The sequence below is a fragment of the Marinomonas vaga genome (assembly GCF_055388305.1).
This window is the reverse complement of the sequence record NZ_AP043903.1, coordinates 236,559-257,862: the sequence shown is the minus strand read 5'-3', so window position 1 is coordinate 257,862 and position 21,304 is coordinate 236,559. Positions and strand designations below refer to the sequence as shown.

Below are 21,304 nucleotides of genomic sequence, written 5' to 3'. Positions count from 1 at the left end.
AGATTCATAAAATTGCGTTCAGTGATTTATTGCGATGAGATTGATTGGTTGATGCAATATTATTTCAAAGCAATTAGGTATTACATATTTTATGAATTGGCTGTCTTCCTTATTCATTACGGATCTTACAGGCGTTACGCTTGTGGCTGGGCATTATGATGCTTTTCTAGTGGTGTTATCGGTTCTCGTAGCATCCAGTGCTTCTTTCTTTGCCCTACGATTGGCCGAAACAGCCCGATTTATTTCTGTAAAACGCTATCAGATGGTGGCGCAGTTTTCAGGGGCTTTGATTCTCGCCGGCGGCATCTGGAGCATGCACTTTGTCGGCATGCTTGCCTTTGTGATGCCTCATAGCATGCACTACGATCCTAGCATTACCATCTTGTCTTTATTTCCTGCTCTAGTTGCCAGTTACATGGTGATTAAGTCTCTGGTGCGTAACATTGACTCCATCGCGAATACCCTTCGTAACGGTATCATTGTGGGGGCAGGGATTGGTGCCATGCATTACATCGGTATGGCGGCCATGGAAATGCACCTGACACTTAAGTACAACCCTTATCTGTTTATCACCTCTATTTTTGTTGCGGTGTTTTTGGCTTGTGTGGCTTTAGGCACACGATCCTTCATGCGTAAAACCTTCCCAAAGCTGTCTCCAATCAAGATTAAATTGGTTGCCGCTCCTATTATGGGCTGTGCGATCGCGGGTATGCATTACACCGGGATGGCGGCAGCTTATTTCATCGACGATACGGCAAATGGAATGACCTTCAGCTCCGCGTTTAATGACGATGGCATGATGGGGTACGCCGTTGGCTTATTTTCGATGATTGTGTTTGTGTTGGCGATGAATGTGAGCGCTCAATTGCGATACCGTCAGATGCTGGCAGAAAAAACGGACAGTGAAGCGCGCCTACAGGCTATTTTGGATACCGCTACCGATGGTTTGATGACAATTAATGCCAAAGGTGAAATTCAAGAATTAAACGCGGCTTCCGAGCGGATTTTTGGTTGGTCTCAAGAGGAGCTCATTGGTCAATGCATTCATGTGTTGATGCCCGATGCTGATCACCCAGACTATGACAGTTTTATGCTGGATTACTTTAATCCTAGTAAGATTTCTGTGTTGGGTAACTCCAAAGAGATTTCAGCCAAACACAAAAATGGCACTGTATTTCCGATTCAAGTGGGCATCGGCAGCATCAATTTAAGAGAAGGTGAGCTGCTTTACGTTGCCTATGTGTCTGATATTTCTGAGCGTAAAGCAATGGAATCTCGGGTGACCAAGAGTGAAGAGCGGCTCAGTTCCTTGGTGCGCAATATTCCCGGTGTGTCGTTCCGTTGTTTATTAGATGACAACTGGACTCCTTTGTTTTTATCAGATGCCATTTTCGACCTTAATGGACATCATGCCAAAGAGTACCTAGACGGCACCTTAAGTTTTGGTTCTTGGTTACTGTCGGAAGATCAGACACGGGTGGTGCAGTTTTTTGAGCAGGCGGTGGGGGTTCAAGACCGTTACGAGCTTGAATACCGTATTACTCATCGAGATGGTCGAATTCTATGGGTGCTAGAAAGTGGCACCATAGTGTACGACGAGGTTGGCAACGCTAAGTGGATTGATGGGGTCATGCTGGATATTTCTGAGCGTAAGGCCATGGAATCTGAGCTGCGTCATGCGAAGCAAAAAGCAGAAGAAGCAGCGGATTCAAAAGCGGCTTTCCTAGCCAATATGAGCCATGAGATTCGTACCCCGATGAACTCTATTATTGGCTTTAGTGACATCCTACTAGATTCTGAATTACCCACTGACGCTCGCAGTCACCTGCAAACCATCAGTCGTTCGGCTCAATCTTTGTTACACCTTCTGAACGACATTCTCGACAGTGCCAAACTCGACAAGAGCAAGCTTGAAATTGAGAAGCTTCCGTTCCGCTTATCTGCTTGTGTGGACATGGTAGTGTCAACCCTTTGGTTGCAAGCCAAAAACAAGGACCTCACTTTAGGGTTAGAGGTGCAAGATGATCTGCCGCCAGTCCTGTTGGGGGCAGAGGATCGAATCCGTCAGGTGTTGATGAACCTAGTAGGTAACGCCATTAAGTTCACTGAGAAAGGATCCGTGGATTTACGTATTAGCAAAACACCGAATAAACAAGGTTGGTTGCGTTTTGCGGTAGTGGATACCGGCATAGGGATTGCCCAAGATAGAATTGACGCCATCTTTGAGCCATTTACTCAAGCGGATGCCTCCATGAGCCGTCGCTTTGGCGGAACAGGCTTGGGTACGACTATTTCCAAGCAACTCGTTGAGCTGATGGGGGGCGACATTAATGCCACCAGTGTGATTGGGCAGGGCAGTTGCTTCTACTTCGACCTTCCTCTTCAAGAGGCAAACGAGTCGGACTTAGCGGGGGACAAATACATTCTTAATTTGCCGCCGATGAATGTCCTAGTGGCGGATGACATTGAAGAGAACATCACTCTATTGACCTTGCTGCTGACCAAGCGTGGCCACACGGTTTGGCAGGCTCGAAATGGTCAAGAAGCGGTGGAAATGTTCCAGACGAATCCCCCAGATATTGTCCTGATGGATATTCAAATGCCAGTGCTGGATGGTCTTGAAGCCAGTCGCACGATCCGCGAATACGAACAAGACCACAGCTTAGAGCAGACCCCAATCATTGCGTTGACTGCTAGTGTTCTCTTAGAAGATCGTCTGCAAGCGAAAGCAGCAGGGATGACCGGATTTGCGAATAAGCCTGTGAACATTGCCCAATTGACCCAAGAAATGGCAAGAGCGTTAGAGTTGGACGCAGAGGCTCTAATGGCGACAGCTCGACAAGAGGTCTCTCAGGTTCTGACCCCTTACCACGTGGTTCATTTAGCCAAAGGTTCGGAATTATGGGGAGATGAAGCCATGTATGTATCTGAGGTGATCAAGTTCCATGATAAATACGACCAGACCGTTCAGTCCCTGAGTAAACTAGCAAAAGCAGAGCAGTGGAAACGACTTGCCGAGCATGCCCACGCCTTGAAAGGGGTGTCTGGGAATTTGGCCTTGCTGCCTTTGTTGCCCTTATATGCTCAACTCGAAAACGTGTTGCGGGAACAGAGTTTTGACAAGGTCACCCAGGCAGTCGAGCGAATTCAAATGCAATGGAAGGTGTTTGATCAAGAGGTCCAGGTGTTAGCACCGACAGAAGATACGAAGCCTGACACGCCAGTAGACGAGCCAGAGCTAAGCCGATATGAGCTGCATGAAATGTTGGAGCAGTGGTTGCAAATTACTCTGTCTGGTGAGATCGATGATGAGCTGGCTAGCAACCTTGAAAAGGGCGTTGGGGCGCGGCTACGTCCGACCATTCGTAAGGCGATCAATGCCGTTGACGAATTTGATTTTGATGTGGCCATCACCCGTATTAAAGAAGCGCAAACAAGTATTTAAAGGTACACCGATAGAATGTCATTGCTGGAAAAAGTTTTACCCCGCATCCTGATTGTGGATGATGAGCCTGCGAACCTAAAGATCCTACGCCAAGTGCTACAAGATCATTACCGTCTAGCGTTTGCTAGATCGGGCATGGCGGCCCTGGAGCTGATGGCGAAAGAACCCATGGATATGGTGTTATTGGATGTCATGATGCCCGGCATGACAGGCTTTGACGTGTGCAAAAAAATGAAGGCCACTAAGTCATTAGAAAACATCCCAGTGATCTTTGTGACAGCTTTAAAAGACACCATAGACGAAGAACATGGATTCGAAATGGGGGCAGTGGATTACATCACTAAACCCGTAGTGCCTTCCATTGTTATGGCTCGGGTAAAAGCCCAATTGTCCTTGGTCCAAGCCGACGTGCTAAAGGCAACCCAAGTGGATCTGATTCAACGACTGGGCCGTGCTGCGGAGTACAAGGACAACGAAACCGGTATGCACGTGCAGCGTATGAGCCGGTATTCTTATGTGTTAGCCAAAGCGGCAGGCATTGACGAAGAATTGGCTATGGAGCTTCAGCTTGCGGCGCAAATGCATGACTTGGGTAAAATTGCGATCCCAGACAATATTTTGCTGAAGCCGGGGCGTCTGGATAATGACGAATTTCGACAAATGAAAGCCCATGCACAGATAGGTGCCGACATTCTTTCGAACCCTAAATCTCAACTGGTGGCCTTAGCGCGATCCATTGCCATTTCACACCATGAAAAATGGGACGGTAGTGGTTATCCCCATGGATTAAGTGGTAAAGACATCCCAATCGAAGGGCGCATAGCGGCCATTGCTGATGTGTTTGATGCCCTAACCAGTGAACGTCCTTACAAACCTGCATGGAAAGTCGAAGACGCGGTGGCTTTACTTGAGGAACAAGCAGGTAAGCACTTTGACCCAGAACTCATCCCCTTGTTTATAAAAGAGCTGCCACAAATCCTACAGATTAAGACGGAGTTTTCGGAGCGACAAGGGACCGCCTAGGTCTCTCGTTTACGTCTTATTGATATTCTTGCTGCTGTCTCATTTTATCTTGGGACGGCGGCAAACCAAACAGACGACTGTAGTCTCGGCTAAATTGGGAAGCGCTTTCGTAGCCAACCTGATAGGCGGAGCTAGACACATCACTGGTTCTTACAATCAGACGACGGGCTTCTTGAAGACGTAGCTGCTTTTGATATTGCAGCGGGGTCAAGGTAGTGACCGCCTTAAAGTGGCTGTGCATGGACGACACACTCATATTAACCAGCTCAGCTAACTCTTCTACGCGAATCGTTTCCCGGTAATTTTGGTTGAGGTACTTAATTGCCCGAGAGATCTTATGGCTGGAGCTGTCTAATACGCAGCTATGTTTTAAGCGTGAACCTTGTTCAGAGGTTAGCAAGCGGTAAATCAACTCCCGTTCTAGCATGGGATACAGCACAGGAATGTCCCTAGGGTTATCCAGCAGGGACAACGACCGTTTAATGATGTCGAGGATGTCATCGCTCACAGAGGTGATGCTCACCGCGGGGCTAGTTTTGTCTGGTGGTGACGCCGTTGGGATATCCATTTCGGTTATAAGATCCGCCGCCGCATCCGTATCCAATTCAAAAATCACGCACACATAGGGTTCTTCTTTAGTGGCCTTAACCATGTTCGACAGCATGGGCATATCCACCGCCGTAATCAAACAATCACCGGGCTTAAATACGCAGGTTTCACCAAATATATGCAGCTGCTTTTCACCTTGTAAGGTAACGATTAAGGACGGCTTATAAATATTGGCGTCACAGGTGGAAGGCTTTGATCGGGTAAAGAAGGACATGGACTTTAGTGGCGTCAAATGGGTGCCATCGCCTGATGTGTAACGGCGAATTTGGTCGATAAGCGGTTGTAAGTTTGCGGTCACTGTGTGCTCCTTAATCATTCCTTGGGGCAGGAATAGCCCCCTCAAAGAGGGGGCGTTGCATCGTCTTATGCTTCAAGAGATGCCATGTCGATAACGATTCGGTGTGCTAGATCACCTTTCGCCATGCGTTCGAACGCATCATTGATTTGATCTACTTTGATGATTTCACATTCTGGGTAGACATTTTTCTCAGCACAGAAGTTCAGCACTTCTTGTGTTTCTGCGATACCACCAATCAATGAACCCGCCACACTGCGACGACCGAATAACAGTGGGAAAGAGGAGAAACTGTCCATTTCGCCTACTTGTCCAACGATCACCAAAGACCCATTGACTGCCAAAAGAGGCGTGTATTGGTCAACGTTGTGCTTGGTTGGAATGGTGTCAATGATCAGGTCGAAGCTACTTGCGGCAGCCGCCATAGCACTTTCGTCAGAAGAAGCCAGTAGACCTTTGGCGCCGATTTCTTTGGCTTCGGCTGCTTTTTTATCTGTACGGCTAATAGCAGTCACTTCGGCACCCATGGCTACGGCCAATTTCACTGCCATATGACCAAGGCCACCAAGGCCGATCACGCCAACACGAGAACCTTCTTTCACACCCCAGTTACGCAGTGGTGAGTAGGTCGTAATGCCGGCACACAGAATGGGGGCTGACTTAGATAGGTCCATGCCCTCTGGAATGCTCAGTACAAACTCTTCACGTACCACGATGTGCTTAGAGTAACCGCCTTGGGTTGTTTCTCCAGAAATGCGGTCTGGTGCGCCGTAAGTCGGAGTCATACCGTTGCGGCAGAATTGCTCTTCTCCTGCGTGACATTGATCACACTCTTGGCAGCTATCAACCATACAGCCCACGGCGACACGGTCACCCACCTTGTAGTTTTTAACGTCAGAACCAATGGACTGAACCACACCGACGATCTCATGGCCCGGTACGAGAGGGTAAGGTTGCGGGCCCCAATCGCCATTCACTGTGTGTAAATCAGAGTGGCAAACGCCAGAGTATAAAATTTCGATGGCAACATCGTTTCCTCGTAGGGCACGACGCTCGAAGTGATAAGGAACCATGTGAGCTTCAGAAGAATGAGCTGCGTATCCAACAGTTTTCATGCGGAAATCCTCTATGAATGGTGGAAAATGTATTCACTACTATACGTGTTCATAGAGTTTTGGGTTATCACGATTCTCTAAGAGGCTTGCCTGTTTCTACAAGTGTTAATCAGGGTTTTTGATGTAAAAGGCATAAAGCGCTAAGGATAGCGCTTTATGTATCCGACCAGATGATCTGATTTCGTCCCTGTTGCTTGGCTTGATACAGGGCTTTGTCGGCGTCGATTAAAGTGGAGTCGCTGGACTTTTGAGCAAGTTCTGCCACCCCAATGCTAATACTCACTGTGAGGTTGTGACCATTGGTTTCGATGGCATCTTGTTCAATGGTTTGACGGAGGTTTTCGAGCTGTTGGTGAACCTGATCAGGCCCTTGATTCTCAAAGATAATGCAGAACTCTTCCCCTCCCATTCGCGCAATAAAGCAATCCTGAGAAAGCTGATCCTTAAGCACTTGAGACAGGTGTCGAATCACATCATCACCAGCATCATGGCCATAGGTGTCGTTCACTTTTTTAAAGTGATCGATATCAATCATGGCATAGTAAGTGTCAGGAGCGTTCTGCAGGTTTGCGGCGTAATCGTAGAAGGAACGTCGATTATTAAGGCCGGAAAGGGCATCAGTCATGGCCATACGTTGCAGCATATCTTCTGCAGCCGAACGTGCCTTTTCTAGTTCAATGGCGTAGAAAAGTCCGCCTAAAGCGTCTAGTAAGGGCTTCAAAAAATTGGCGTCTTCTTCCGTATAGTGCCCGAATTTGTTTGCCAAACCGATCATGCCTACAAGCTCTCCTTGCACTTCAATGGGTAACCCCATAAAGCGGTAAATTGGAGGGTGCCCAGTAGGGGTTCCCCGAGCTGCGGTATGGTTTGCGGGTTGGTTGCTGATGACGTTTTTACCCGTGGTAATAACGCTACCAAATAAGTTATCAAAAGAATCAAAATACAGTTTTCGACCTTTATAGAGGTCTACCAGCGCTTCACTGGCGGCGTTCCAGCTTAATTCTGAAATAGCGTGAATAAAGAGACGTCTGCGATCATCTTCTATGACCACTTGTCCAATAAAGGCGAACTGGCTGTCTGCAATATCGATCAACTCAGGTAATATTTGCTGACATGCGCCTGACAAGTCGTTGTTATCCAGGTATGCGGCACGAGCCTTATTGATGAAGCCTAGTAGTTGGGCCTGCTTAGTTTGGTTGATTTCCGCAATCTTGCGCTCGGTGATGTCTCGGTGAGTCCCCGCTAACCGTAGGGGAGTATTGTTCCCGTCTCTCTCTACAATACGTCCATAGGTTTCGATCCAAATCCAATCACCGTTTTCATGTCTCATGCGATAACTGGCGCTATAGATACTGGTTTCCCCTTTCATGTGTGCCTCGATTAATGCTTTAACCTGAGTCACATCCGCAGGATGAATGCGCTGTTGCCAAAACCGAGTGCTGCCATCATAGAATTCGTAATCCACCCCAATGATGTCGCACCAACGATGGTTGACCTTAGTGGTGTCAGTCAGTACATCGTAATCCCATGTGCCTAGCTCTGAGGCTTCCAGTAACAAACGCATCTGTTTGTTGGCTTCATTGAGTCGATGCTCTATGTATCTGTGTTCTGTGTTATCGGTGGCGATGGCTTGGATACTGTGTAGCTTTCCTGTATCGCTATAAAAGGCTTTTGATAGCAGGCGCACCCATATCTTGCGGTGGGGTAAGGCAATTTCCAGATTACATTCCGTGGTTTGTACCCCAGACAAGTGAGACTGCAGCATGAAGTTGAATTCGTCTTGGCTTTCAGGGGTTAGACTGAGTTCAAAATGAAGCTCCTTGGACATGAGCTTTTCATAATTCAGATGCAGCACATCCTCCACATTGCGAGTAATGCTTTGGAGCTCAATGCCACTGCGGAAGCGCCAGCGAATCAGTACCGCTGGAGAGCTGTCTAGTAGGCTATGTTCAGCTTCCAGATTGTAGTGTTCATTTACTAAGGTGAGGTGAGAACTGACGAAGTCACTGAGTTGAGACAGGGCTTGCTGTTGTTCCTCTGTGAGCGTTCTTGGCTTGGTGTCCATGATACAAACCGTGCCGATTACTACGTTATCCATGCGCAGAGGACAGCCCGCATAAAAGCGAAGCTGGTCTTGTTTCACTACGTCAAAGTCTTTGAAGCGTTCGTGTTGTTCCAAGTCATCAATGACTATGAGACGTTCTTCATTAATTACGTCGGTACAAAAAGCCCCTTCCACTGGCACACTGACCGCTTCTATGCCAAGTCGAGCATGGAGGTGGAGTTCTTGTCCGCGGGCAATAGTGACCAGAGCAATGGGGATATCAAATAAGGTGGCAATGCTTTTAAGCAAGGTGGTTAATGCAGGGTCAGCATGGCTTTCTAGGTCATACTTCTCAATCACTTTGCGTCGAATATTGTGGGGCATCTTCTCTCCAAGGACGGCTAGTCCTTAAATTCCTGTGCTATGTTGACGAAGGTTTCTTCGATGGCCATAAAAGCATCGGTGATGTTCGGGTCAAAGTGTCTCCCTTTACCCTCTAACAAAATAGCTTTTGCTTTCTCATGGCTGAAAGCAGGCTTATAAATACGTTCAGAAATAAGGGCATCATAGACATCTGCTAAGGCCATAATGCGTCCAGCAATGGGGATATCATGCCCTGCCAGCTGATAGGGGTAGCCTGAACCATCCCATTTTTCATGGTGGTATGCGGCGATTTCCCGAGCATAGCGAAGAAACGAAGATTCGAGCTCAGGGACGGTTTCTTGGGCAGACAGTAATGCTTGAGCCCCCAGAGAAGCATGGCTCTTCATGATTTCGAACTCTTCTGGGGTGAGTTTTCCAGGTTTTAAAAGAATATTGTCTGGGATTCCCACCTTGCCAATGTCATGCAGTGGCGCCGACCGAAACAGTAAGTCGATGTTGGTAGGGGTGAGTTCGTCTTGATAATAACCCACACTGGCAAGGTGTTCTGCTAGGGCTTTTACATAGTACTGAGTGCGGCGGATATGGTTACCGGTTTCGTTGTCTCGGGTTTCGGCTAAGGATGCTAACGCCTGAATGGTGACGTGTTGTGTCAGGCGCAGTTCAGAGGTCCGCTCGGCCACGGTTTGTTCAAGTGCTTGATTTTGGCGTGTTAAGGCTTGTTGAGCATCCATCAGGTCTAAGATGTTCTTAATACGTGCTTGAATAATGACTGGGGAAATTGGCTTAGTGATGTAGTCCACCGCGCCAGCCGCAAATCCTTTTTCCTCATCCACATGCTCGCTCATGGCCGTGACAAAGATGATTGGTATAGTCGCTGTGGCAGGTGCTGCCTTGATCGTGCGACACACTTCGTAGCCATCCATTTCTGGCATCATAATGTCCAGCAGAATAAGGTCTGGGCGCTGCTGCTCTAGTCGTTCAAACGCCTGTTGTCCGCTTTTCGCTACGAGTACGCGGTACTTGTCTTTTAATGTGCCGGAGATGACCTTGATGTTCATAGGCTCATCATCGATCACCAAAACAGTCTTTAAAGGCTGGTCAATCATGGGATTCCTTTCTGTCTCTGCTAAAAGTACGACTTTCACAACAATTAACAAAACTCCACGTACGGACTAATGAATTATTGAAGCGGTGTGATAGTTTAATTCTTAACCAACTCGTTCCGCTCCGCAAATAAATAAGGGTTACGTTATGTTAGGAATCGTGTATACCGAATTTATGGACATGGTCAAAGATCGCTTCTCTGAAGAGGTGCTAGATGACCTGCTCGACGCTCCAGGATTATCGACTGAAGGGGCGTTTACTTCCGTCGGCTATTACACCCATACCGATATGATCAAACTCGTGGTGACCCTTAGCCAGGTCACAGATATCCCTGTGGATACCTTAGTGGAGGTCTTTGGTGAGCACTTGTTTGGTGTCCTGATTAGCAAGTATCCGACGCTAGCTGAAGGCAAGTCGAATACTATAGAAATGCTTGAATCCGTAGATGGAACCATTCATATCGAGGTAATGAAGCTCTATCCCAATGCGGAGTTGCCGTCGTTTACCTGTCAGCGTCTTGGAGAAAACCATTTGCTGATGCAATACCGTTCAAAGCGGCCATTTTCGTTGCTCGCCCTAGGTCTTATTAAGGGGTGCGCCAAATACTATGGGGAAACTCTGGAGATCAGCCATGAGAGCTTTGATACCGAGTCTATGTTCGAAACACATTTTGATATTCGTAACCTGTCGTGAAAGATTTAGAAGAACGCCTTAAAAAGCGCCTAGAACGCGAGAAACGAGCGCGCCTTGAAGCGGAAATGTTGCTGGAAGTGAAAGCGACAGAGCTGTACGAGGCGAACAAGCATTTACGTGATTTGGTGGCCCAGCAGGAAGATCTGGTTCTGCAAAGAACCGAAGAACTCCGTTCTGCGTTGGAGTTAGCAGAAACTGCCAATAAGCATAAGGGCTTTTTCTTAGCCAACATGAGTCATGAGATCCGCACACCGATGAATGCCATCATAGGTTTGGCGCATTTGCTACAAGATACTCAGCTCGCTGACGGTCAGCGAGATTACCTTAATAAGATCCAAGGCTCTGCGTCTAATTTATTGGTGATCATCAATGACATTCTAGACTTTTCTAAAGTGGAATCGGGGCAGCTGACCCTTGAGCATGAGGTCTTCGCGTTAGACAAAGTATTACAAGGTGTGTACGACATTAACCACCTAAATGCCCGTAAAAAAGGCATAGGTTTCCACATTGATTATGCAGACGATGTACCTAAGTCCTTTGTGGGGGATTCGGTCCGAATCAGTCAAATTTTCACCAATTTGGTGAACAATGCCATCAAATTCACCAACAATGGACAGGTGGACGTGAAGGTGTCTTTGTTGCACCGGGTCGCCAACGTGGCGCATCTAGAAGTGAAAGTTAAGGACACGGGTATTGGTATTGCCGATGACTCTTTAGACACGCTATTTGCGCCGTTTTCTCAGGCAGACATTTCCACCAGTCGACGTTTTGGAGGCACAGGGTTGGGGCTCTCCATTACCAAACAGTTAGTGGATATGATGGACGGCGACATTCATATTGAAAGTTGTTTGGGGCAAGGGTCTGAGTTCACTCTACGTATTCAGCTGCCCTTGGCAGAAGCCCATCTGGAACAATCAGAGTCTAAAGTACAACCAGAAAATCAGGATGAACTTTCAAGCTTCCTAAACGAGGCTGAAGCATTACAAGGCATTCGAGTGCTGGTGGCAGAAGACAATGCCATTAATATGATGATCGTCTCCAATTTGCTCAGTAAGCTTGGAGTGCAGGTTTACCCAGCAGAAAATGGCGCTGAGGCGCTACAGGTACTTGAAAGTCATGCCATTGATTTGGTGTTGATGGATGTACAAATGCCAACAGTAGATGGGTTTGAAGCCACTGATCGTATTCGCTCCCAACCAAAATTTGCCAATTTGCCTATCATTGCCCTGACGGCCCATGCGATGGAAGGGGATTATGAGCGCAGTATTGCTGCCGGTATGAATGACCACATCACTAAGCCCATTGATCCTATTGCACTCAAGTCGGTGTTATTAAAGTGGCGTGGGGTAGAGCACGTACCGAATGACCAAGGTCAGAGTGTGGTAACATCAGGAGATTTGCCGAAAGCATTACCGGGTATTCAACTGAAACGGGCGCTAGTCCGCATTCCCCAAGGGCTACCGAAATACATAGAGTTATGGGATCGCTGTGAAAGTAAATACCCGAATATCGCGGCACAATTTGACCTATTGAGGCGAGAGCACTCTTTGGCAGCGGTAAAACGTCTGGGGCACGATCTAAGAGGCATGTTTAGTCATCTTGGAGCGGTTGATATGGTGGCTGTGGCGCGAGACATAGAGCACCTAGAATCCCTCGATGCCGAAATCACGGATGTTGTATATCAGAAGTTGATAACCAGCTCCCAAACGCTTAATCGCAGCATGGTTCAACTACGTGAGTTAGCGGCCAAAACCTTAGAAAACACAAAAGCAGATCTGCCACCAGAAAGTTTGCTCATGACGTTAGAGACGTTAAAAGTCTTGGTTCACGAGGGGGACTTTGCCGCAACGGAATACACACACGCTCTAAAGCCCCATTTGAGCTACTCACAATATTCATCGGATTTAGAAGCACTTATTACGGCATTGGACGATTTGGAGTTTGACCGTGCCAGACAACTGACCGAAGGATTGATAAAACGGTCGGAGCACCGTTGCTAAGCTCCGACCGTTTGCCATGGCTGATTAGGCGTTAAGGTAGGCCCGCCAGCCGCCAAATTCGGTAATGTCTTGGGCGTCTTCTAAGGCGTATCCTTCACAAATAAACCCACTTACTAGGCGGCCATCCGCCAGCTTAAGTTTGCCTATCCCAAGCGGGGCAGGGATGCCCGCCACAAAGCTACCGAACTCTGCGCTCGGAACGCGCCATACTTCCACCTCAATAGCGGCCCCGTTCCCTTCGTTTAATTGCATACCTGGACGCATTGGCGGTCCACCTGCCAAAGCGTATAGGCGATATACGGGAGCTGTGCTGGTTTTCGCCAGCAGGGTTGCGCCCCGTTCTGTCAACTGCCAATTTAGGGGCTGGCCTTCCAGGTGGGCACCGCAGACCACCACATCAATACCATCGGGTGCTGCTACTTTTGTGTTGTTAGTAGGTCTCGCTGGATAAGCCAGCGCACCTTTTGGTAAAGGGAATGTTTGTTGAATTCGATTAGCGATGGACAGCAGCATGCGGTCACTGAAGGTCGGGCCCACTAAGGTCACGCCAAATGGCATACCTGCGTGTGTGAACTGGGTCGGTACAGCAACGGAGGCTAAGTCGATCAGGTTCATGAAGTTGGTGTAATACCCCAATTCACTGTTGCGCTTGATCGGTTCTTCTAGCATTTCATCAATGGTGAAATGACGACCAGCGGTGGGAGTCAGTAAGCAATCCACTTCAGACATTTGTGCCAAACACACTTGTTGAAGAGCCTTAATGCGGTATTGAGCTTTAAATAATGAGGTCGCTGGAGGCTTGCCCCCAGGGGCGATGATCTCACGTACCACAGGGAAAACTGCATCAGGGTTTTCGTCTATCAAGGGTTGTGTCGCAATGTAGCGCTCAGACACCCATGGGCCTTCGTACAGTAATTTGGCGATTTTATCGAATGGGGCATAATCGATTTCTTTGAACACAAAGCCTTGTTCAGAGAGCTGGTCTAATGTGGCTTGGTATGCCTTAGCATACTGCTCGTCGCCAAAGAATTTAAGCTGAGACGGTGCGATGATCCCAACGGTTAATTCCCCTTCTCGTAGGCCGTACTGTCGTTCTTGGTTGCTAAATGGGTTTTGACGGCTGTAGCCATCCCGTTGATCAAAGCCCTCCGCAGCCGCCAACGCCGTATTGGCATCGTCTGTGTTGTAGGCAAACAAGGTAATACAATCAAGGCTTCGACACGCAGGGACGAGACCGGTTGCTGACAAGAGACCAATGCTCGGTTTTACCCCAATGAGATTATTGAAGCAGGCCGGGATACGACCAGAACCTGCCGTATCGGTACCAAGACTGAAACTGGCCAAACCTAAAGCCACCGCAACCGATGACCCCGCGCTAGAGCCGCCACTGAGGTAATCGAAATCGAAGGCGTTATGGCAGGCTCCATAAGGTGAGCGTGTCCCGTTTAGCCCGGTAGCAAACTGGTCAAGGTTGGTTTTTCCTACAGGGATGGCCCCTGCGTCAATCAATTGTTGCACCACCTGTGCGGAGCTGTCCGGTGTGTAGGCAAACTCTGGGCATGCTGCGGTCGTTGGAATGCCAGCCAAATCAATATTGTCCTTGATGGCAAATGGAATCCCCCAAAGAGGGTGGGAGGCTGGGTCCTTGTCTTTTAAGGCATCAAGGTAAGGGGCTTGCTCTGCTTCGCTGAGTAGATGAATCCAGATGTTGTAAGATTCAAAATCTTTAGCCCGCTCGCGAATCTCTGCCATGACCAGAGCTGGGGTCTTGCTGTGTGATTGATAGGCTTGTGTCAGAGCGCTGAAGCCCATGTCTGTCGTCGTGTTGAGTGGTGCAATAATGCTCATGCTTAGTTCCCCTTAACTTGGTCTTCAATAACAATCACGGCTTGGCCAGCGTTTACGCGGCTACCATTTTTTAATAACACATCCGACACCACTCCATCGCTGGGGGCATGCAGAGGGATTTCCATTTTCATGGACTCCAGGATCACTAGAAGTTGGCCTGCTTTGACTAAGTCGCCCGCTTGCACCTGAGTTTGCCAAACACTGCCAGACACTGGGCTGTCTACCACAACGGCGTCTTCGCTCCAAGTGACCTCCGTAGCAACGCTTGTCGCTTCTTCTTGATCAAAGTGAAATTGCCCATTGGCGTGCCAGCGTTCTAGCTCTGCCTCAAACGCCTGATTACGAGAAGCTTTGAACTGATCAATGTCCTGCTGGTTTTGCGCTACAAATGTTTCGTATTCGGATAAGGAAAAGCTGCTTTCCTCAATGCGAATGGGGCTTTCTTTGTCGTGGTAAAGGTCGTGGGGGAAGTCCTTACGAATCTGTTGTAACTCATCATGACTCACCTCGTAGAAGCGAATTTGATCAAAGAAGCGTAGTAACCAGGGTTTAGTAAAGGCGGAGGTGAGTCGGTAACGATTCCACATTTGTAGAGTGCGTCCAACAAACTGATAGCCCCCCGGCCCTTCCATGCCATAGACACATAAGTAGGATCCACCAATGCCTACGGAGTTTTCTGCAGTCCAGGTGCGAGCTGGGTTGTATTTTGTTGTGACAAGACGATGGCGAGGGTCCACAGGTGTTGCCACAGGAGCACCGAGGTAAACGTCTCCCAGTCCCATCACTAAATAGCTGGCATTAAAAACGATCTCTTTGACCTGATCGATACTGTCTAAGCCGTTAATGCGGCGAATAAATTCAAGGTTACTAGGACACCAAGGAGCATTAGATCGTACTGACTGAGCGTACTTATCAATGGCGTCCTGGCAAGCTTTGTCATCCCAAGACATAGGGAGATAAACGGTACGGGAAGGCACTGTTAGTTCGGCTAAGGTTTCCCCTAAGGCCCGCTCAGCTTGCTCAAGTAAGGCTAATAATTCCGTATGACGGATTTGTTGGCTGTCGTAGTGAATCTGAAGGGAACGAATTCCTGGCGTCAGCTCTTTCATGCCTTCAAAGGGGTGTTTCTCAAGCCATTGCATGAGAGCGTGTGCCCTAAAGCGCAAACGAATGTCTAACGTCTGTTCACCGTATTCCACTAATAAAAAGTGATCTCCTGCGGCACGATAAACAATGTCATCGCCAAAATCGTCAGCAGATAGCGTCTTTAAAATAGGGGAAGTGATGCCACAGGAGTTCACCGTCAGGCTAGGGGCAGAAAGGTCTGCTAGGCTGGCGGTTTGTTCTGCTTCAAGGGCCACAGCATCGTCGAGGGTGACAGGGACAAAGCGAACGGTATCTCCCGCCCGTAATTGCCCCAGCTTCCATAGATCCGCTGTGATCACTGTGGCAGGGCAAACAAAGCCCCCTAGGGATGGTCCATCAGGCCCAAGAATGACTGGCATGTCACCGGTGAAATCAATGCTGCCAAAGGCGTATGCATTGTCATGGATGTTAGACGGATGCAGACCCGCTTCGCCGCCATTCTGACGTGCCCATTTCGGTTTAGGCCCAATTAAGCGCACCCCTGTACGGCTAGAGTTGTAGTGGATTTCCCAATCGGTATTAAAGAAGATTTCAATGTCTTCATCGGTGAAGAAGTCTGGGCAACCATGGGGGCCATAGACGACTCGTAACTCATGTTGATGGGACAGAGTAGGGATGAGTTCGTCGGGTAATTGAGCACCAGACACTGGGGTTGTGCCTACCAAGGTGGTTAACACATCACCTGTTTGCAAGGCACGACCATTGTGTCCCCCAAATTGGCCTAGGGTAAAGGTGGATTTAGAGCCGAGGTAGTCAGGACAATTAAAACCACCTGCTACGGCCAAATAGGCACGTGCACCACTTTGTTTAATGCGCCCTAGGGCGAGTGTTTGGCCTGCTTTAATCGCCACGACTTGATTCATGGGAACTGGTTCATTGTCCAGTTTGATGTCCATATGGGCGCCAAACAGAGCAATGGCCGTATCGAAACTAAATTGCAGGGAGGGCCCTTGGAGAGTGATTTCCATGGTGGCCGCATTAATGGGATTGTTGAGTAAGCGGTTAGCCAGACGGCTGTGGTAATTATCAAATGGCCCAGACGGTGGAACGCCCACGTTCCAATGATGTTGGCGTCCGGGGAAGTCTTGCAAAGTCGTTTGTGTACCGCCACTGAGAACATCGATGCGTTGGGGCGTGTAGACAAAGTTATTGAGGTATCGGGTGCTGATTTCACCGTCCGCAAGGGTTTTGTCCTGCAGTAATTGCTTTAGATAATCCAGGTTGGTTTGCGTGCCGTAGAGGGTGCATTGATCCAAGGTTGAACTCAGTAAAGCCAGAGCGCTATCACGATCTTGATTATGGACGATGACTTTCGCAATCATGGGATCAAAGTAAGGGGAGATCTCTATGCCTGTTTCAACCCAATGATCGATGCGCACCCGTGGGCCATCAGTAACTTGGTTTAGTTCCGTATAGCTCTGCGGTAGGTCCACAAAGCTAAGTAGACCAGGACTAGGCTGAAAGTCTTTATAGGGATCTTCTGCGTAGAGTCGTACTTGGATCGAGTGGCCTTGAGGTGTCAATGTGTTGCGCTTGGCATCCAGATCGAATGTGTCTCCTGCTCCTAAACGAATCATCCATTCCACAAGGTCTACACCGTACACTTCTTCGGTTACGCCGTGCTCTACTTGGAGGCGAGTATTGACTTCGAGGAAGTAAAACAGGCCAGTGTCCATGTCATAGATGAACTCGACGGTGCCTGCGTTACGGTAGTTTACTGATGCTAATAGGGACTCGGCGGTTTGGTGAAGTTGCTGACGCACCGAGTCGGTCAGGTTTGGTGCGGGACATTCTTCTACCACTTTTTGGTTACGGCGCTGGCTGGAACAATCTCGTTCCCCTAGGGCGAGAGCGTTACCTTGTCCATCAGCAAAAATTTGCACTTCAATATGGCGCGCTCGGGCGATGAATTTTTCTAGGAAAACTCCGTCGTCGGCGAAGTTGCTCGCGCCAAGGCGTTTTACAGAAGCAAAGTTATCGCGCAGGGCTTGTTCGTCGTGGCACAGATGCATGCCGATGCCACCGCCCCCCGCGGTACTTTTAAGCATGACTGGGTAGCCGATTTCTGCGGCAATTTGCACGGCACTTTCTAGGTCTGTGAGCAGCTCTGACCCTGGTAACAATGGCACTTGGGCTTGCTCAGCCAATTCACGGGCTCGGTGTTTTAGACCAAAGGCCAGCATTTGTTCGTCTGTTGGACCGATGAAGGCGATGCCTTGCGCTTCACAGCGGCGGACAAAGTTGGCGTTTTCGCTAAGGAAACCGTATCCCGGGTGGATGGCTTGGGCGCCGCATTGTTTGGCAATGCGCAAAATGTTGTCGACGTTTAAGTAGGTGTCGCTGGCAGCCCCTTCTCCCAGAGAATAGGCTTCGTCGGCCAGTTTTACATGACGACTTTTGGCATCGGATTCGGCATACACGGCTACAGCCTTGATGTTCATACGCTGTAGGGTGCGGATAATTCGGGCAGCGATTGCTCCACGGTTAGCAATTAAAACAGTGTGAAACATTTTTCAACCTTCACCGGGTCGTCCCGGTTTTTGAAAATATGACAGTGGCCGTCCACTGAAATGACAAGAGGAGTCGGTTGTTTGGTTAAGCTTCCCAGACTAATACGTCGATTGGTGTTGGGTTGTAGCCATTACAAGGGTTGTTAAGCTGTGGACAGTTGGAGATCAAGACGATCAAATCCATTTCTGCTTTCATTTCTACGTACTTGCCCGGAGCAGAAATACCGTCTTCAAAGGTGAGTCCACCGGCCTCAGTGACCGGCACATTCATGAAGAAGTTGATGTTGTGGCTGATGTCACGTTTGTCTAAGCCAAATTTTGGGTTTTCTGAGATGGCCAGCATCCAGCTGTCACGGCAGGCATGCATACAGCGTTTTTCTAGGTCGTAACGAACCGTATTACTCTCGGTGGCACAGGCGCCCCCTAGGGTATCGTGTCGGCCACACGTATCGGCAACGATTTCCAACATGATGTTGTTTTCATTGGAGCGAAGCTGGGAGCCAGCTGTGAGGTATACATTGCCTTGCTCTCGAATCGTGTCCGTGGCGCTGTAGCGTTCAGCTGGGTTGTGGGCGTTGTAAAACAAGGTGTCTGCAGCTTGGTTTCCTTCTAAATCCACAAAGCGAAACGTGGCCCCCGCGGGAACATAACGTATGAAGTAATCACCCGCGTCGACAGTGTATTTTTGGTTGGCTTTTTCTGGTAATCGTTGACTTTCTTTAATCATGGGTTAGGCCTCCATTCCGAAATGGTACAAAGCGTTATTGGCGAAGCCCCGTTGGTTTTCTGGGCGGGAGTTTTTGCATAAGTCGTCGTCAGTTACGGGTGCGGCTTTTTCAAGTAGCAGTTTTACGGGCTTACGGGGATAGCTGTCCGCTTGGCTGAGAGGATGAGGGCAGGTATGCAGCATCACTAAGGTGTCCATTTCAAAACGTAGGGTGATTTCACTGCCTGCTGGGCTGTGATCTGGCACTAATGCCATGTTGCCCTCGGCGTCTGTTTGCACCTTGCTGAAAAGGTTTAGGTTGGCGGTGATATCCGCTTGCGTGAGACCGTATTTCGCCATCTCCACTAACATGGCATCGTGGCCGTTTTGCATCCAGCCATTGTGATCGCTCTGATAGTCACGGCTGCCCCATTGGGCTGCGATATGAGAAGCGTGGCTATTACCACTGACTGTTTCATGCCAGCCTAATGAATCCTTAATAATGGAGGCAAAAATTCGCCCCATGTCTGAATAAAGGCAGTGCCCTTGCGTTAACTTAAAGGTGTGTTGTCCTTTTAAAGTATCTGGGGCGTTGTAGCGCTCTAGTAGGTTTTCTGGGTTGTAAAACACCATGCCAACATTGGCGCCACCTTCAAGGTCTGTGAGGGTTATTTGTGTCCCGCGACGAACGCGAAGTGACCAATGGCTGGCCGGTGGAATAATGGTTTCATAATGTGTCATAAGACGGTCTCCGTTTGCTCAGTCGCCATGCTGTCAGGGCGAATCTGATCGGTGATTTCTTGGTAAAGGCTGTCCTGCGTTTCACCCACAGGCAGGTCGTAAGTGATGGAAGCACCGTAAGCGTTGGGGGCATGTGGATCGTGACGTAATTTGTCAAACACCCATAAACGTGTGCCAAGGTAAAAGCCTTCTTTCAGGTCATGGGTCACCATGAAGATGGTGAGTTTGTGCTTTTTCCAAAGGTCTAGGATAAGGCGGTGCATGTCAGCGCGGATGCCCGGGTCCAAGGCGCCAAATGGCTCATCGAGCAGCAAGATACGTGGCTTGCAAATCACCGCTTGGGCGATAGCAAGGCGTTGCTTCATGCCACCAGAAAGTTCGTGGGGGTAACGATTAAGTGCATGGCTGAGTCCTACCTGAGTCAATACTTCCGTTGCTTCATCCTTGGCTTGTTGCTTTTCTTTGCCAAACAAATAGCCACTGAGGGAGGCTTTTTGAAAGCCTTTCGCCGCAACGACGTTTTCCAGTACGGTCATGTGAGGGAACACCGAGTACTGTTGAAACACAATCCCGCGATCTGGTCCCGGCTCGTTGGGCATGGCTTGGCCATTGAGCAAGAGCTCCCCAGATGAAGCTTGTTCCGTGCCTAGAATCATTTTCAAAAAGGTGCTTTTACCGCAGCCGGATGCACCAACTAGCGTGACAAATTCTCCTTCTTGCACTTGAATGTTGACCCGTTCCAAGATGATGTCTTGGCCGTATTGTTTGCCGACATTGCGGGCTTCAATAAATGGCTGGCTCATGATTTGCTCTCCGCATTCCAAGGGTAAAGTCGGGTGTTGAGCGCACTGAGTAGGTAATCAATCAAAAAGGCGAGCAGAGTAATCCAAGCCACATAGGGAAGGATCACATCCATGGACATGTAACGTCTTACCAAAAAGATCCGATAGCCTAAGCCATCAGTCGATGAAATGGCTTCCGCCGCGATGAGAAACAACCAACCGGAACCTAAAGACAAACGCACGGCATCGATCAGCTTAGGCATCACTTGAGGAAGCAATACACGGATTAAGATCTGCGGAGTGCTGGCGCCCAAGGTCTGAGCTTTTACCAATTGTTCGCTTGGGATCTCTTGAGTACGTCGCTGGATATCACGTGCGATAAAAGGCGCAACACCAATGGCAATTAAGGTGATTTTTGAGGCTTCCCCAAGGCCGATGACGATAAATAGAATCGGCAAAATAGCCAGTGGTGGAATCAGTGAAATCACGGTCAGTAACGGCGCTAAGCTGGCGTACAATACTGGCAAAGCGCCTGTCAGCAAGCCTAGGCATAAGCCAAAAACCGCGGCGATGCCGACCCCTGCAAATAATCTCAGCAAGCTACTTAGGGTATCCTGCCAGAACACCAATTCCCCTGTGCGTCGGCTAGGCTCAAACGCCAAACGGTACATGGCGTCACCCATTTGAGTGAAAGAGGGCAATAGCTTATCGCTTGGATTGATGGCCAAGCGCGCATCCGAACTCAGCATGTAAATCACAATAAGCAATGCGAAGGGCAATAAGCCGAGCAATACTTGGTTTGCTGAGGAGGGGGTATAGTTAATCAGTTTTTTCATACATGCGTCTTCATGTGAAGGTT

At 48.8% G+C, this 21,304-nt stretch carries 14 protein-coding genes; 4 read left to right on the top strand and 10 right to left on the bottom strand.

Annotated elements, in window-relative coordinates; genetic code table 11:
- Positions 1–91: 91 nt before the first annotated feature.
- On the top strand, positions 92–3,445 hold the full coding sequence (locus tag ACZ5DR_RS01185; protein ID WP_377364699.1) for an MHYT domain-containing protein: 3,354 nt from the start codon (positions 92–94) through the stop codon (positions 3,443–3,445).
- Positions 3,446–3,460: 15 nt separating this feature from the next.
- Positions 3,461–4,468, top strand: coding sequence for a response regulator (locus ACZ5DR_RS01180; protein ID WP_377364701.1), 1,008 nt, complete (start codon positions 3,461–3,463; stop codon positions 4,466–4,468).
- 16 nt (positions 4,469–4,484) lie between these two features.
- Here ACZ5DR_RS01180 and ACZ5DR_RS01175 read toward each other — a convergent pair whose 3' ends face one another.
- The 4 genes from ACZ5DR_RS01175 to ACZ5DR_RS01160 form a co-directional block, all read right to left on the bottom strand.
- Positions 4,485–5,375, bottom strand: a complete 891-nt coding sequence (locus tag ACZ5DR_RS01175) for an AraC family transcriptional regulator (protein WP_377364703.1) — start codon at positions 5,373–5,375, stop codon at positions 4,485–4,487.
- 65 nt (positions 5,376–5,440) lie between these two features.
- Positions 5,441–6,487 carry an NAD(P)-dependent alcohol dehydrogenase gene (locus ACZ5DR_RS01170; RefSeq protein ID WP_377364705.1) on the bottom strand — a complete coding sequence of 349 codons (1,047 nt, stop codon included), beginning with the start codon at positions 6,485–6,487 and terminating at the stop codon, positions 5,441–5,443.
- Positions 6,488–6,641: 154 nt separating this feature from the next.
- Positions 6,642–8,915, bottom strand: a complete 2,274-nt coding sequence (locus ACZ5DR_RS01165) for a sensor domain-containing diguanylate cyclase (RefSeq protein ID WP_377364707.1) — start codon at positions 8,913–8,915, stop codon at positions 6,642–6,644.
- Between the two features lie 17 nt (positions 8,916–8,932).
- Positions 8,933–10,021, bottom strand: a complete 1,089-nt coding sequence (locus ACZ5DR_RS01160; RefSeq protein WP_377364709.1) for a response regulator — start codon at positions 10,019–10,021, stop codon at positions 8,933–8,935.
- Between the two features lie 145 nt (positions 10,022–10,166).
- Between ACZ5DR_RS01160 and ACZ5DR_RS01155 the strand changes: the two genes are divergently transcribed.
- Together ACZ5DR_RS01155 and ACZ5DR_RS01150 are read left to right on the top strand one after the other, a co-directional pair.
- Positions 10,167–10,712 (top strand): heme NO-binding domain-containing protein, encoded by a 546-nt coding sequence (locus ACZ5DR_RS01155; RefSeq protein ID WP_377364711.1) that lies wholly within the window; start codon positions 10,167–10,169, stop codon positions 10,710–10,712.
- A complete protein-coding gene (locus ACZ5DR_RS01150) occupies positions 10,709–12,712 on the top strand; it encodes an ATP-binding protein (RefSeq protein WP_377364713.1) in 2,004 nt (667 codons plus the stop codon). Before ACZ5DR_RS01155 ends, ACZ5DR_RS01150 begins: the two co-directional genes overlap by 4 nt.
- 24 nt (positions 12,713–12,736) lie before the next feature.
- Here the strand turns inward: ACZ5DR_RS01150 and atzF are convergent, their stop codons facing one another.
- The 6 genes from atzF to ACZ5DR_RS01120 all read right to left on the bottom strand — a co-directional run bounded on the left by atzF (position 12,737) and on the right by ACZ5DR_RS01120 (position 21,281).
- Positions 12,737–14,560, bottom strand: a complete 1,824-nt coding sequence (gene atzF, locus ACZ5DR_RS01145; RefSeq protein ID WP_377364715.1) for an allophanate hydrolase — start codon at positions 14,558–14,560, stop codon at positions 12,737–12,739.
- Positions 14,561–14,562: 2 nt separating this feature from the next.
- The gene (uca, locus tag ACZ5DR_RS01140) at positions 14,563–18,216 is read right to left on the bottom strand and encodes an urea carboxylase (RefSeq protein ID WP_377364717.1); all 3,654 of its coding nucleotides are present in this window, start codon (positions 18,214–18,216) and stop codon (positions 14,563–14,565) included.
- 85 nt (positions 18,217–18,301) lie between these two features.
- Positions 18,302–18,943, bottom strand: coding sequence for an urea amidolyase associated protein UAAP2 (locus ACZ5DR_RS01135; RefSeq protein WP_377364719.1), 642 nt, complete (start codon positions 18,941–18,943; stop codon positions 18,302–18,304).
- Between the two features lie 3 nt (positions 18,944–18,946).
- Positions 18,947–19,663: an urea amidolyase associated protein UAAP1 gene (locus tag ACZ5DR_RS01130; protein ID WP_377364721.1), complete on the bottom strand. Its 717-nt coding sequence runs from the start codon at positions 19,661–19,663 to the stop codon at positions 18,947–18,949.
- Complete coding sequence (locus ACZ5DR_RS01125) at positions 19,660–20,466, bottom strand: ABC transporter ATP-binding protein (RefSeq protein ID WP_377364723.1); 807 nt, start codon at positions 20,464–20,466, stop codon at positions 19,660–19,662. Before ACZ5DR_RS01125 ends, ACZ5DR_RS01130 begins: the two co-directional genes overlap by 4 nt.
- Positions 20,463–21,281 (bottom strand): ABC transporter permease, encoded by an 819-nt coding sequence (locus ACZ5DR_RS01120; protein ID WP_377364725.1) that lies wholly within the window; start codon positions 21,279–21,281, stop codon positions 20,463–20,465. Before ACZ5DR_RS01120 ends, ACZ5DR_RS01125 begins: the two co-directional genes overlap by 4 nt.
- Positions 21,282–21,304: the final 23 nt, after the last annotated feature.

Coding starts and splice junctions, on each gene's coding strand:
- ACZ5DR_RS01185 (WP_377364699.1), top strand. CDS start 92: ATGAATTGGCTGTCTTCCTTATTCATTACGGATCTTACAGGCGTTACG.
- ACZ5DR_RS01180 (WP_377364701.1), top strand. CDS start 3,461: ATGTCATTGCTGGAAAAAGTTTTACCCCGCATCCTGATTGTGGATGAT.
- ACZ5DR_RS01170 (WP_377364705.1), bottom strand. CDS start 6,487: ATGAAAACTGTTGGATACGCAGCTCATTCTTCTGAAGCTCACATGGTT.
- ACZ5DR_RS01165 (WP_377364707.1), bottom strand. CDS start 8,915: ATGCCCCACAATATTCGACGCAAAGTGATTGAGAAGTATGACCTAGAA.
- ACZ5DR_RS01160 (WP_377364709.1), bottom strand. CDS start 10,021: ATGATTGACCAGCCTTTAAAGACTGTTTTGGTGATCGATGATGAGCCT.
- ACZ5DR_RS01155 (WP_377364711.1), top strand. CDS start 10,167: ATGTTAGGAATCGTGTATACCGAATTTATGGACATGGTCAAAGATCGC.
- atzF (WP_377364715.1), bottom strand. CDS start 14,560: ATGAGCATTATTGCACCACTCAACACGACGACAGACATGGGCTTCAGC.
- uca (WP_377364717.1), bottom strand. CDS start 18,216: ATGTTTCACACTGTTTTAATTGCTAACCGTGGAGCAATCGCTGCCCGA.
- ACZ5DR_RS01135 (WP_377364719.1), bottom strand. CDS start 18,943: ATGATTAAAGAAAGTCAACGATTACCAGAAAAAGCCAACCAAAAATAC.
- ACZ5DR_RS01130 (WP_377364721.1), bottom strand. CDS start 19,663: ATGACACATTATGAAACCATTATTCCACCGGCCAGCCATTGGTCACTT.
- ACZ5DR_RS01125 (WP_377364723.1), bottom strand. CDS start 20,466: ATGAGCCAGCCATTTATTGAAGCCCGCAATGTCGGCAAACAATACGGC.
- ACZ5DR_RS01120 (WP_377364725.1), bottom strand. CDS start 21,281: ATGAAAAAACTGATTAACTATACCCCCTCCTCAGCAAACCAAGTATTG.